Source organism: Aeromonas rivuli (assembly GCF_020149575.1).
Classification (GTDB): domain Bacteria; phylum Pseudomonadota; class Gammaproteobacteria; order Enterobacterales; family Aeromonadaceae; genus Aeromonas; species Aeromonas rivuli.
On the sequence record NZ_CP079742.1, the window covers coordinates 1,275,359 to 1,288,081 of the forward strand.

The 12,723-nt window shown below is 52.1% G+C and carries 12 protein-coding genes; all 12 read right to left on the reverse strand.

What is annotated here, in order from left to right; translation table 11 throughout:
- Window positions 1-25 precede the first annotated feature (25 nt).
- The 12 genes from KYK33_RS06130 to KYK33_RS06185 all read right to left on the reverse strand — a co-directional run bounded on the left by KYK33_RS06130 (window position 26) and on the right by KYK33_RS06185 (window position 12,515).
- Window positions 26-811 (reverse strand): retron system putative HNH endonuclease, encoded by a 786-nt coding sequence (locus KYK33_RS06130; protein WP_224432384.1) that lies wholly within the window; start codon window positions 809-811, stop codon window positions 26-28.
- Window positions 795-2,108 carry an AAA family ATPase gene (locus KYK33_RS06135; protein ID WP_224432385.1) on the reverse strand — a complete coding sequence of 438 codons (1,314 nt, stop codon included), beginning with the start codon at window positions 2,106-2,108 and terminating at the stop codon, window positions 795-797. The genes KYK33_RS06130 and KYK33_RS06135 overlap by 17 nt, the downstream gene beginning before the upstream one ends.
- A gap of 139 nt (window positions 2,109-2,247) precedes the next feature.
- Window positions 2,248-5,280, reverse strand: a complete 3,033-nt coding sequence (locus tag KYK33_RS06140; RefSeq protein WP_224432386.1) for a type I restriction endonuclease subunit R — start codon at window positions 5,278-5,280, stop codon at window positions 2,248-2,250.
- Between the two features lie 143 nt (window positions 5,281-5,423).
- The gene (locus KYK33_RS06145) at window positions 5,424-6,734 is read right to left on the reverse strand and encodes a restriction endonuclease subunit S (protein ID WP_224432387.1); all 1,311 of its coding nucleotides are present in this window, start codon (window positions 6,732-6,734) and stop codon (window positions 5,424-5,426) included.
- A 16-nt stretch (window positions 6,735-6,750) separates the two neighbouring features.
- On the reverse strand, window positions 6,751-9,144 hold the full coding sequence (locus KYK33_RS06150) for a type I restriction-modification system subunit M (RefSeq protein WP_224432388.1): 2,394 nt from the start codon (window positions 9,142-9,144) through the stop codon (window positions 6,751-6,753).
- 369 nt (window positions 9,145-9,513) lie between these two features.
- Window positions 9,514-9,927 (reverse strand): type IV toxin-antitoxin system YeeU family antitoxin, encoded by a 414-nt coding sequence (locus tag KYK33_RS06155; RefSeq protein ID WP_224432389.1) that lies wholly within the window; start codon window positions 9,925-9,927, stop codon window positions 9,514-9,516.
- 2 nt (window positions 9,928-9,929) lie between these two features.
- Window positions 9,930-10,244, reverse strand: a complete 315-nt coding sequence (locus KYK33_RS06160; RefSeq protein ID WP_224432390.1) for a hypothetical protein — start codon at window positions 10,242-10,244, stop codon at window positions 9,930-9,932.
- Window positions 10,245-10,328: 84 nt separating this feature from the next.
- Window positions 10,329-10,685 (reverse strand): hypothetical protein, encoded by a 357-nt coding sequence (locus KYK33_RS06165; protein ID WP_318010418.1) that lies wholly within the window; start codon window positions 10,683-10,685, stop codon window positions 10,329-10,331.
- A gap of 1 nt (window position 10,686) precedes the next feature.
- Window positions 10,687-11,229: a hypothetical protein gene (locus KYK33_RS06170; protein ID WP_224432392.1), complete on the reverse strand. Its 543-nt coding sequence runs from the start codon at window positions 11,227-11,229 to the stop codon at window positions 10,687-10,689.
- 81 nt (window positions 11,230-11,310) lie between these two features.
- Window positions 11,311-11,574: a hypothetical protein gene (locus tag KYK33_RS06175; RefSeq protein WP_224432393.1), complete on the reverse strand. Its 264-nt coding sequence runs from the start codon at window positions 11,572-11,574 to the stop codon at window positions 11,311-11,313.
- A gap of 26 nt (window positions 11,575-11,600) precedes the next feature.
- Window positions 11,601-11,963, reverse strand: coding sequence for a hypothetical protein (locus KYK33_RS06180; protein WP_224432394.1), 363 nt, complete (start codon window positions 11,961-11,963; stop codon window positions 11,601-11,603).
- Between the two features lie 45 nt (window positions 11,964-12,008).
- Window positions 12,009-12,515, reverse strand: coding sequence for a hypothetical protein (locus tag KYK33_RS06185; protein ID WP_224432395.1), 507 nt, complete (start codon window positions 12,513-12,515; stop codon window positions 12,009-12,011).
- Window positions 12,516-12,723 lie beyond the last annotated feature (208 nt).

The window sequence follows — 12,723 nt, forward strand, 5'->3', positions numbered from 1 at the left end:
CCTTGTTATTCAGAGGTATCACTGTTTATCCACCGTAGTGAATCGAGGCCAGGTAGGACTCAGCATGGCTACCTAACAACAAGCGACGAGTAGTAAAAAACGCGGGCCATTTGCTACCAAACCAACGCGCTGACAATTTTGTAAAACACTGTTGATCATTTTTTGCGTGTGCAATTTTAATAGCCTGGTTGTAGGCTTTTAACACTTCTAGACGCTGAGCAGTTAACCTTGGACAGTTAAGATTCAGTATTTTTATAGTGTTATCAACCAGTTCTTGAACTGTGGCAAAACGATTATCAACAATGTTCACTTCGGCACATGTAGCTGGATTTGCCTTAAGCTCCCCTGTTCGTTTATCAAAGGCAAACAAGCATGGAGAGGAGGGCATGGTTAGTGGGTTGAGCAAATAGCCTTCCGGTGCCTCGTTGAGCTCGCCTTTCAAGTGCCCCTTATGTGCATCACAACTCAAATTGTCAGGGAGTGGATGAATCGTCTTATCCGCGTCACTACCGCCAACGCAGACTGCAAAGACATTTTGCCAATCCAATCCCCAGTTATGCGCGATCAGATCACTCTGATCAGATTTGTCATGGAAGTGTTCTACTCGCTGCTTATGTTCAAGCTGATCAATAACCTTACTTTCACAGTAGCCACACAGACCCCCTTGATCGTGCAGCATCAAACCACGTACATCCTTGTAATCTCGACTTTGGTTATGGCCACGAAAATCAGGATCCCAACTCGCCAATGGATTCTCTGCAGCAAAGTTGGTCAGCGGATTAGGCGGTAGAGATTTACTGATCTTCTTCAAGGCTACGCTCCCACAACTTGTTCTCGATGTAGAGGTCTGCCGCTGTTAAAGCAGGTTCTTCGAGGCCAAAATGCTCATTTAGACGAGCTCTCATTTCTAAGGCCGAAGGATCACTCCAATTGTCGTCGTAAACCATATCAAGATAATCGGTTAGTAAAATTGCCATCGGGTCAGACTTTGGTCTTGGGTCAACCAAAAATATGCTTCGTAAAACGCGAGCAGACTCTGCGCCTTGAGTACCTTGGGGGGCATTACAAACTTGCTCTCCAGTGATAATTCGGATGCTGTCATCATGCACCGTACTGATCACCTGCGGGCTATGGGTGGTGACAATAAATTGAATCTTGGGAAACGCCTGTTGCAGTGCACCTAACACCTGCTGTTGCCAAGCTGGGTGTAGGAACATATCAACCTCGTCAATCAACACCAAACCTGACGTTTGTACAGCCGCCTGTGCTCCTAGTTGCGGGTTGAGCTTGGTACAACGCCAAGCTAAATCGGCCACCAGCGACACCATGGCTCGCACCCCATCACTGAGCAGACTTACCGGTAAAACCCCCTGCTCGGGATGGAACATGACCAGCTCTTCATGGGAAAAACTGAAATGGAAGTTTTGCCAACCCGATGAGGGCCTCAATACTTTTTCAATGGCCAACTGTATCCCCTCAATTTGCTCTTTGAGGGAGTATCCCTGATAGACATCCGACATTTGTTGCTGCTGCAACTCTGCCAGGGTGGCTTTGCTAAACCACTGTTGCAGCTGTTTGTAGTTTGATGCTGTAGACAGGCAATCTTCATAGCCCATGCTGCGGCTAGCGCTGAGCACGGACTTGCGCTCCATATTCCGATGCTCTTGCCACAAGCGCCCAGTACCGTAGTAAGCAACAACCGGCAATGTGACCGCCTCAAGATTACGAACCTTTAACATAAACTCATCACCAAATGACACCAGGTCGCTGGCTTCTTTGATTGTGGTTTTGTTGTTAAGACCGGTCAGTGCTCGTTTGATCTGACATGCTGGCTCACGAAAAGTGGCTGCGATTTCAACCGGGAACATTTGTTCACTGCTCGTGGCCTGTTCCATACGTTGGTAGCGTGCATCCGACTTGGCAATGGGCCGCCCTTTACCCAAATCAAAGGCTGTGACAAATGGGCTAACTGCCACTGCGATGGCATCCAGTATGGTCGATTTACCAGCACCATTTGGCGCAACCAGTACGGTCAACTGCGGATGAAGTGTCACCGTTAGTGCGGCAAAACGCCGGAAGTTTTTTAGCGTGATCTGTTCAATGTTCATAGGTTGCCTTTGGTATTAGTGGCGCGTGAGAGCAAGTCTGCCAAATCATAATTGGTGCTTGCCACGCCTAAATTCTGCTCTTGGATCAAAGGTTGACGAATATAGTTCGAGCCCTCTGGCATTATCTCCAGCTGCGCATCTACAACCCCACCATCCTCTGTGCGCTTTGCATCCAGGATGCCTTGAACGCAGGATCATTAGCGAACAGCTTATAAAGCTCCAGCTCATCTTTTCTTCGTGCCAGCATGACTTCTTTCATGATCTTCTCGAAGGCCAGCTCACGGTTAATCGGGTCAGTGTTGTTTTGATACTTTGATTCAAAGTCTGGGTGCTTCTTCACGCTATCGAGGATATTAATGAACTTCACCCGCTGCTCTTCCGGTGTCGAGCTCCAGCCCTGGAACCACTTCTCGTTAAAGCTCCTGATGATCTCATCCAGCGGGTCGGTCTCTTTCTCGGTACCGTGGGCGCCGCGTGGATTGGGGTTTTGTGGCTCCAGCTCAGATTCTTCGTCATCCAGGGTGATCGCATGGTTGAGCTTCACGCGCTGCAGGCCGTAGGAGGAGAGATCCACAGATTCGAGCAACTCATCGAGCAGGTCGGCATCAGGGTCCTGCACCTTGAGTTTGGGGATCAGGAACTTAAGGAACCAGAACAGCTTCTCCCAGGTCAGCATGTCGTAAGGCATGATGGCAGCCATCTGGCCGTAGATCTTCACGAACTGCTTGGCCTTGATCTTGATATCGGCCTTCTCTTCGTTACTCAGCTCCAGCTCATGGTTGAAACGGTCAGCGGCCACATCGATGATGGCGCTGAGCAGTTGAGCATCTTCGTTATTGAAGTAACGTGCAACAAACTCCTCGACCTCGAACCACTCATAGACACCGATATCGTCCAGCGCATCCTTGAGCTCATGTAGCACATTGATGTCGGTGGCGCCAGAGAGTGAGGTCGCGGTGTAGAAGGGATCGAACGATGACTTGATCTCTTCAACCGGGTTGAAGAAGTCGAGAATAAAGAGATCTTCGGTCTTCTTGCCCCATTTTGGCGCGGCCCGGTTCAGGCGGGATAGCGCCTGCACGCACAGAACGCCGTTCAACTTTTTATCGACATACATGGCACACAGCTTGGGTTGATCGAAACCGGTCAGGTATTTGTTGGCCACAATCAGCAGGCGATATTCATCGGTATCAAACTTGTCGCGGGTATCGCCCTCGGCAAAGCCGTTGAGATCAGCCTCGGTGTACTCAACGCCATTCACCTCCTTGCTGCCAGAGAAGGCAATCAGCACCTTGAACGGATTATCCATAGCCTCCAGCTGGCGGGTGATGGCCTTGTAATAGCGGATAGCAGAGACGATGCTCTGCGTCACCACCATCCCCTTGCCTTTGCCCTTGAGCTTCTTGGCATTCACCACATGGGGGATGAAGTGTTCGAGCATGATCTCGGCCTTGACGTCGATCGTCTCCTGGCTGCCTTCCACATAAGCCCGCAGCTTCTTCTGCGCCTTTTTACTGTCAAACAGCGGGTTCTCTTCAATGGACTTACTGATCTCGTAGTAGCTGCGATAGGTGGTGTAGTTAGCCACCACATCGAGAATGAACCCCTCCTCAATGGCCTGCTTCATCGAATAGAGGTGAAACGGCTGGAAGGTGCCATCCGGCTGCAACTGGCCGAACTTCTCCAACGTGGTGTTCTTCGGCGTGGCGGTAAAAGCGAAATAGGAGGCGTTACCACGCATCTTGCGCGAGCGCATGGCCTGCAGGATCAGGTCCTGGGTGTCCTCCACCTCCTCTTCCTGCAGCTTGCCCATCGCCGCGTTCATCTTGCCGTGGGCATCACCGGATTGTGAGCTGTGCGCCTCATCGATAATCACCGCAAAACGCTTGTCGCTCAGATCGCTGATGCCATCGACGATAAACGGGAACTTCTGGATGGTGGTGATGATGATCTTCTTGCCGTTCTCAAGGGCCGACTTGAGCTCGGATGACTTGTTGGCTGGCGCAATGATGTTCTTGACCTCGGAGAACTCCTTGATGTTCTCACGCAGCTGCTTGTCCAGCAGTCGCCGGTCGGTAACCACAATGATGGAATCAAACAGCGGCTGATCGACGGCCTTGGCACCATGTACGTCAGTGCTATGCGGATAAACCTCGATCAGCTGATATGCCGCCCAGGTGATGGAGTTGGATTTGCCGGAGCCCGCCGAGTGCTGAATGAGGTAGGTCTGGCCGACACCATGGTGAGCGGCATGGTCCACCAGCTTGCGCACCACATCCAGCTGATGGTAACGGGGGAAGAACAGGGTGCGTTTGCTCAGCAGCTCTTTGGCAGACCCATCCAGACGCACAAAGTGCTGGATGATATTGGCCAGGCTCTCCTTGCTAAAGACCTCTTGCCACAGGTAAGCGCTCTTATGGCCGTAGGGGTTGGGCGGATTCCCCTTGCCATGGCGATGCCCTTTGTTAAAGGGCAGAAAGAAGGTCGCCTTGCCAGCCAGCTTGGTGGTCATATAGACCTCGTCGGTATCCACCGCCATATGCACCAGACAACGACCAAAGTGCAGCAGGGGTTGGCTGATATCGCGATCGTCACGGTACTGCTTCTGACCGTGATAGCAGGCATTCTGGCCGGTCCAGTGGTTTTTCAGCTCAAGGGTTATCAGCGGGATGCCGTTGATAAACAGCACCATGTCGATCTCTTGCTTGGGGTTTTGCGCCGAATAGGCCACCTGCCGGGTGCAACTAAAGAGGTTGGCAGCAAAATCCTGGCTTACCGTCGCGCTGCTGCTAGCCAGCGGCGCCGGATACATCAAGGTCAGGTGAGCATCATCAACGCTCAGGCCCTTTTTCAGCAGATGCAGCACCCCCTGCTTTTTAATGATGCGATCGAAGCGCTCCAGCACCTTGCGCTGCCAATCGTGGGGATGATGCTGCTGGAGTTTGGCCAGCTCCATGGCCTGGGTGGTTTCAAGAAACTGCCAGAACAGCCGCTTATCGATGGCGTACTGTTTGTCAAAATCACCGGCTTGCCCTAACACAAAACCATGGTGTGGCTTGGCGTAGACGGCGGCACCCTCGCCAATGCTATTGCCTAGCGTTTCCAGACACTGGCCGGTCAGAGCCTGCTCAATGGCCGCTTCAAGGGCCTGTTCTTTGGTGTTGCTGACCATCAATACTCCCTGCTCTTTTGTTCTCGTTTACCTGCCCATGGTCATCTTGACTTGGCACTGATAAAAACCATTTTCCCTTGGGCTTTGACCGTATTGCGCTATTGCAGCCAAACGTCGTGATTGTGGCGTTTGGCTGGCCATGGCTACACCACCTTAATCTTGCCGGTGACGGCACTATTAATCAGTGTTGTTTTATATTCTTTGATCTTTTCTATTTCTGAAAAAGCGATATCAATAGCAGCATTAAACTTTTTACTTATTTCTTCAAGGTGAGAAAATATTTCTAATTGCTCTTGTTTAGGTGAAATAATTACAGGTAAGTTTTTCAACAACTCCTGACTTAGTGATGCCCTTGTTACAAGGTTCATTTCTTTCACAAAATAGTTTCTTAGCATTGGAGCATTGAAGTAATATTTCGAGTACTCCTTAGTTATAATATTTTTAACTGGTCGGAATCTTATTAAAAAACCAGAAAATATTGCATGAGGAATTGTCTCAAAACAAATTGATGCAAAACCAATTTCTTCTATGGTTTCGGATGTTCTCGTGAAGAACACATCACCATCTTGAACGGAATATAAATTCTGTTCATATTCTGACGAATTGGCCAATCCGCTTACAACTGCCGGTAATTGTCTATTTTTATATACGTCACTATAGTTAACAAAGGAATATCCATGACCGAAATACTCTGCACTTGCACTAATCCCATTCTGAGTCTGACCTAAATACCGTAATTTACGAATATCCCAATGTTCCGGAATCTTACCAATCCACGCAACACCAGAATCTTTCATCGGCACATTAGGGTCGAGACCTTGGGTCACGGCTTGCTGGATCAGGATCTGCTTGCGCTCGTTAAGCAGCGCGATCTGTTGCTCCTTGATAGCAATGGCCTCGTCAATCTGGGCGGTTTTCGCATCCAGAAAATTGGCGATGGCGGTTTGTTCCCATTGCGGAGGAATAAAGGTCTTGAATGCCATAAATGCATCCTTAGGAATTGTATTCCTTAGGCCTCTGTATAATGGCTTTAACCTTTTGCCCTGATCTAGGTTCAGATAAAAATAATAGAGAAATTTCCTGTCGAATGATTTGTCAACCTCAAAAACTGTGTAGGCTCCAGTGATCATGCCATTAAACAGAGATAAACCAACAGTTCGAGGTGTTTCTTCAACATCAAAAAGGCAGAAAACAAAATCGCCAGAATTGACTTCTTGGTATGTGTCAAACTCTGCAGGGAATTTACCCTCAGGGTTTTCCATGTCGCGCTTTATTACTCCACGTAGAGTCAATGACAACAAATCATATTGCTTTGAACGTTTGCCAACTAACGTTTTTCTGATTTTAAAAATATGTTTGTTAGCTAATGGTCGCCAATGGGAAGGGATATTACTTAACCAATCTACCCCAGAGTCTTTATAGACTTCATATTTCGGCATAGCAGTCAGTGTCATGATTTTTGTCTCCTGCTTATGCCTGGGATTGGGCTGTCGCGAGCCCCAAAATCTGGGCAATCAAGCCATCTGCCTGCTGTTCCAGCGCCAGGATCTCTTTGGCTACGGCCTCGAGCGAGCGCAGCGGCTTATGGCGGTAGAAATATTTGTTAAAGCTCACCTCATAGCCAATCTTGACCGACTCCATATTGAGCCAGGCCTCTGCCACATGGGGCTGCACCTCGTCGATAAAGTACTGGTAGATGCTCTGGGTAAGTGGAACCGATTCGCTATCGCGCAGATCGCTGCTGCTCTCATAGGTGACGAACTCACCTTTCTTACCTGTGGGGTAATAACCAAAGTCGGGCAGGTCGGACTCTTCACAGCTGTAGAGCTCCAGCAGTTCACCCAGCTTGTCGGCATTCAGTTTCACCACCTTTTTCACTACCTTAGCGGCGGTCTCGTCATACCAGCTCACGGCATTGAACAGGGCATTTTTTTCTGTGACGGAGAGTTTGAGCTTATTGGCCTTGAGCGTCGCCTCGACCTGCGCCTTAAACAGGTTGAAGTCGTTAAACTCGGCTTCACCGATCTCCTGCATCAGGGTATGAGCCGTATCGAACAGAGTGCGGGCAGCGCACCAGAAATCGGTGCTTAGCAGCTTTTCTTTGGCCTTGTTGTTCAGACTTATCTCGTTTTTCTCGCACCACTCGAGGATCTGCTTGCTGTGCTCGGTCAGGAACCCATCCTGATAGACCTGCTCGCCATACTCGGCAAAGCAGTGTTCCATCACCTCGTTTAAGGATTTGTCAAAACGCAGGGCGTTGAGACGATCGCGACTGAACTGAGCCTTGCGACGATCCGGACGCTCCACCATCACCTTGTGGTAACCAAAGTCCTCGTTATTGAACACCTTGCTGGCAATGCCGACCGGATCGTCCTTACTATCCAACAGGCGTTCTACATTGGCACAGGCGAGGTAGGTGTTGGTGATCTCCTCAATATGTTCGGGAGAGAACTCGCAATTTTTGTCACCCAGGTTCTTGCGCAGTTTGCGATAGAGCAGGCTGGCATCAATAAGCTGCACCTTGCCTTGCCGATGGGCAGGCTTGTGGTTGTTGAGCAGCCAGATATAGGTGGTGATGCCGGTGTTATAGAACAGGTTGTTCGGTAGCTGGACAATGGCCTCGAGCATGTCGTTTTCGATAAGGTAGCGACGGATATTGCTCTCACCACTGCCCGCATCGCCGGTAAACAGGCTGGAGCCGTTATGCACCGAGGCGATTCGGCTGCCCAGGGGGCTGGTCGATGGGGATTTCATCTTGTTGACCATCTCCATCAGGAACAGCAACTGACCATCGCTGGAGCGCGGGGTGGCGTCACAGCCTTTGGGATCGACCACGCCCCAGTAATCGGCCAGTTTTACCTTGAAGCGGCTGTCGATCACATCACTGCCATCTTTGATGTGCTTTTGCTCTGACGCCCAGCTTTTGCCGTAGGGCGGGTTGGAGAGCATAAAGTCAAAGCGCATATGGGAGAATTCATCGGTCGATAGGGTGGACCCCACCTTGATGTTGGCCGGATCATTGCCCCGGATCATCATGTCGGACTTACAAATTGCGTAAGTCTCGTCGTTGATCTCCTTGCCATAGAGGTGAATGTCACGGCTGACACCGGTAGCCGGGTATTTCTCTTCGATAAAGCCCTGGGATTCGGTCAGCATGCCGCCGCTACCACAGGCTGGGTCATAGATCGTCATGGTGAGCGGCAACTGATCCTTGATGGGATCAAACACCAGGTGGGTCATCAGCTCGATCACCTCGCGCGGGGTGAAGTGTTCCCCGGCCTCTTCGTTGTTCTCTTCGTTGAATTTGCGGATCAACTCTTCAAACACATACCCCATCCCGAGGTTGCTGAGGGCGGGCAGCTTGTTGCCTTCCGGGTCTTCAATATCGTTGGGGGTAAGGTTGATATAGGGGGAGACGAACTTCTCAATCACATCGAGCAACACCTGCTTTTCAGCCATATGGCGGATCTGCGCCTTGAGGTTAAAGCAGTTGACGATCTCCTTGACGTTATCACTGAAGCCGTTGAGGTATTCATTGACGTTTGCCAGCAGGATCTGCTGGTTGTTGGTGGCTGCGCTCAACAGGGATTTAAGCGTCCACTTGGAGATGTTGTAGAAGACATAACCAGAAGCTGCCTTGAGGGGCTCTTCGTCCAGCTCGACTGCATTCATCTCCTGCTGCTGGAAGCGGACCTCTTCCAGGACTGCTTCCTTGGTGGGTTCGAGCAAGGTATCCAGGCGGCGCAATACCACCATCGGCAAGATCACATCACGGTATTTGCCACGGACGTAAACGTCGCGCAGGCAGTCGTCGGCGATGTTCCAGATAAAAGAGACGAGTTTGTTATGAACACTGTGATCCATGTTGTTTTCCTGTCTCCGGGTTACCCCGGAATGCAAAAAGTGTGGCCTGAGGAATTAACCGCATACGCATGGCTCTTGTGTCGCCGGATGATGGGAAGCGATAGCGGATGTCAGGAGGAGGAGTAGCGCCACCGTTTATCACGAGGTTCAAATGGATGTTTTTTCGTGATCGTTCGAGCGGGTTGGCACAGCCTCAAAGTGGCCGCCAGTCTACCAGAATGGCTGACCGATTGCAGGCAAGCTGCTGTTTTAATTAACAGGGAAATGCGGGACAAAAACAAAGGGAAGGCCATAAATGGCCTTCCCCAAGACCTACCCACTTATCACGGACGAGTAGGTGCCAAAATGTTACCACAAGCGGATTTGTGGTCACGCTTTGCTACCAGGATTGGCATCCGTGCTCGTCGCAGGGTAAATGCAGATATAGAGATATCCATGGCTGCCCAAGGTATCGGCTTCACAGGTGAAACCGCCGTGCTGGATAGTGATGCAGTGTTGACGTTGGGCATCTAGTTCGCCGGTCAGCAATTTTGCTTCCAGCGCCTTGATGATTTCCGGGAAAGCTTGGTCGAGTTTGGCTATCAGCACCTCACTCCAGTCACCTATCAGACTGGCTCGATCGGATAGAAAATCGAGCCGGTAGCGACTCTGTATCAGACGAGCGCCAAAGCGTGGGGAGATATCACGCGGCAGACCCCAGCTAATGCTGGGGGCTTGTGCGGGAACTTGTAACTCTGAATTGTGGGCAGCAGGGTCAGAGTATGTGGAATGGCTCATGGTCATAATTAGCGATACCTCAGTTGAATATCGATGCGGGTGCCGGGCACGTTGTGACGCTGGCGCAATCTGGTCAGATGCGCTGGGAGGTCGGTCAGGCTTGCCAGTCGCCCCCGGTAGAGCCGGGAGAGATTGGTGTAGTCAGGGTGGCTCACCGTGATGGTCACCTGATGTCCTGGCTGCCATCGGCCAAACAGGCGGGCTTTGGCCTCTTTGATGGTGGTGATTCCGGGCGCTGGTAACGTTTGGCGGTTGCGCAGATGCAGTTTGTTGAGCTCGGGGGCATAGCGATGCACCTCGAGCCCGGTGATAAGACGAGTCATGAGAAATTACTCCGTCGATTCCAAGGGCCAGCCTGTGAGGGCTGGTCCTCTATGCTGTTTGTGGATGAGCGAGACGGTGGGGCGTCAACGAGCGCAGTCAGCTGTCTCATTGATAACCGGCTTGCAGTTGAGTCGGTCCAGCAGGTGCCGCGAGCCGTACTGGGCCACTAGTCGGTCTATTGCCATCTGGGCGCAGACTGTTCTGCTGGGCTTATTTTCGGGTATGGCGTAACGAGCGGTGAGCCAGCCGCCGAGCAGGGCTATGCGGTAGCCGCTCGGGATGTGGGTGAACGACGTACCGATACCTCTCCCATGAATGAGGAAGGGCACGGCCTGCCCGCCGATGTCGATATCGATGCGCTGACCCTTGAGCTCAAAGGTGGTGAGTTCGCCGGTTTGTGGATGTTTGCCAGGCACCTTGATGGTGATGCTCTTAGCTATCTCACACCTCCGGCTTGGCTTCAAAATGGCGGGCCACAACGCCCGCTTCCGGGTCGATACTGATAAATGCTGGGGCTTGCGGGTGGTACTGATAGAGCCGCGCCAATTCAGAGTAAAACGCCTCGACGTTCGGTGCTATCACATGGCAGGTATCGCCCTCTGCATAGGTAAAGGTCTCGCGCTTCTCTGTGTTAATCCAGATACCGAAATACCAGGCGTCCTCCTCGGTGTCGTACTGCTGCCAGCCTTGGGCCAGTAGCGTCCTGTCGTAGTAGTAACGGTCTGCTTGATGGCTACCCCGGTCGATGCGGCAGCCGGTCACTGTAAGTTCAAACGGGATACGGCCCGCTTTGTGGGCTTTCTTGACTCGGCGCAGCAGCGTGATGGCCTTGGCTCTGCTGCGACTATTACCGAGCGGGTGCGGCTGTCTGGCCCGCAATGCGAGGTGGCTCATTATCTTTGGCGTAGTGTTGTGGTTGAGCTGACTGATGGCAGTTGTAATCTGCTTCGGCGTCAGGGTCTTGTAATCACGCAGGCCGTGCATGGTGTGGTTCCTTCAAATGCAAACAGCCCCTCGGTATGAGGGGCTGCATGGGGTGGTGGTGTGCAGTTGTGGGGGGATTGTCTATAGCGATTGCTTGAGGCGGTTGACGGCTCGTTGATAGCGACGGCGGTGGCTGTGCCAAATCACCCGCTCGGCGGCAGCCTCCAGCAGCGCGGTGGTCACGGTGCGAGGCAGGACCAGATTTGCCCCGTCCCAGTTATTCAGGTTCAGTACGCCGGAGCGCATCAGACTGGCCAGCTGCGCATCGAGCTTGTGGGTCAGCGCCAGTGCGATGAACTCCTCGATATGGGCTCGGAGCCTGGTAATAGCGGCCTCTGGAACCATTGGTGGCGCAGTGGGCGTTGTCATGGTCATGTATGGCTACTCCAATCCGGCGCGTCGTTGCTGCCATGGTTAACGTAGGCACCGACTATCACCCGTTGCCACTCGCCGACCGGTTGACCCACTGCATTACAGGTGCAGCGGAAGCGGGCGAAGTTAATCTCACGTGGCAGGTGTTCACGCATATCCCGTGGACTGACAAAGAGCGTGGTCTTGTGCAGCACAGGATTAGGGGCGACCAGTGGGCCACCAATAAGCCTCCCTTCCACATCGTGGGCATAGGCAAAGCTCGGCAGCATCAACTGTTGGCTGATGAGCTTGGCAAGCCCTGGATGGGCACACATAGCCTCCGCCACGGCGGCCTGGCTAAAGCTATCGCTGAATTCGATCATGGTATTGCTCCTGATGAAGAAGGGTGTGAGTGACTGTTCTGACCATCACATCTCTCCCCAAGGGGCTTGGTCCCACAGTGACAGCCGGGTCAGCACGTCTTGGGTGAGAGCTTGTTGCAACTGCTGTATCACCTTCACTAGCCGGGGGGCCTGTTCAGGGCTGCCGGTCCATTCGCTCGATTGGTACAGGGCGCAGCAGGTGAATTTATACAGCGCCACCAGTTCGGCATCAGTGAGTGGCGCCTGGTGGTAACGATGGGCTGGTTTAAGCTGGCTTAGCTTGGTCGAGCGGTGCTGACGTGGTTCCTTGCTGTCTTGCTGGCGTCCCCGCTGATAGCGATGCCAGACCGCCCAGCGATTAGCGAGCATCATCAGCCGTGCTAACCGGTCAACCCGCCACGCCCAGGTACTGGTCGTGTCTGCTGGCGGCATCCACCAGAGGGTGCGCAGAAGTTCCAGGGTGTAATCGGGTGGCATCGGGGCATTGCAGAAACGGTGTAACTGTACGGCAAAGGCAAGGTAGTCCTTGCGGTCAATCATAAAAGCAGACATGTCGGTGGTTCCTTGAAATGACAAAGGCCACCTTTGGTGAGGTGGCCCTGTTGAGCGCGATGGATTATCGGGATCATGCTGGTTGTGACTGATATCCGTGTTGAGGCACAGAAGGGTCGGGTTGAATGAACTCGGTTTAGAGGTAACGGCTTTTCGTGGTACGGACTACGGCGCAGCACAAGGCGCAGACCGAGACCCGTATCGTGCT

Excerpts from the sequence above, each read along its gene's own strand:
- KYK33_RS06185 (WP_224432395.1), bottom strand. The coding sequence starts at position 12,515 with ATGTCTGCTTTTATGATTGACCGCAAGGACTACCTTGCCTTTGCCGTA.
- KYK33_RS06155 (WP_224432389.1), bottom strand. The coding sequence starts at position 9,927 with ATGACCATGAGCCATTCCACATACTCTGACCCTGCTGCCCACAATTCA.
- KYK33_RS06150 (WP_224432388.1), bottom strand. The coding sequence starts at position 9,144 with ATGGATCACAGTGTTCATAACAAACTCGTCTCTTTTATCTGGAACATC.
- KYK33_RS06145 (WP_224432387.1), bottom strand. The coding sequence starts at position 6,734 with ATGACACTGACTGCTATGCCGAAATATGAAGTCTATAAAGACTCTGGG.
- KYK33_RS06140 (WP_224432386.1), bottom strand. The coding sequence starts at position 5,280 with ATGGTCAGCAACACCAAAGAACAGGCCCTTGAAGCGGCCATTGAGCAG.
- KYK33_RS06170 (WP_224432392.1), bottom strand. The coding sequence starts at position 11,229 with ATGCACGGCCTGCGTGATTACAAGACCCTGACGCCGAAGCAGATTACA.
- KYK33_RS06180 (WP_224432394.1), bottom strand. The coding sequence starts at position 11,963 with ATGATCGAATTCAGCGATAGCTTTAGCCAGGCCGCCGTGGCGGAGGCT.
- KYK33_RS06135 (WP_224432385.1), bottom strand. The coding sequence starts at position 2,108 with ATGAACATTGAACAGATCACGCTAAAAAACTTCCGGCGTTTTGCCGCA.
- KYK33_RS06175 (WP_224432393.1), bottom strand. The coding sequence starts at position 11,574 with ATGGTTCCAGAGGCCGCTATTACCAGGCTCCGAGCCCATATCGAGGAG.
- KYK33_RS06160 (WP_224432390.1), bottom strand. The coding sequence starts at position 10,244 with ATGACTCGTCTTATCACCGGGCTCGAGGTGCATCGCTATGCCCCCGAG.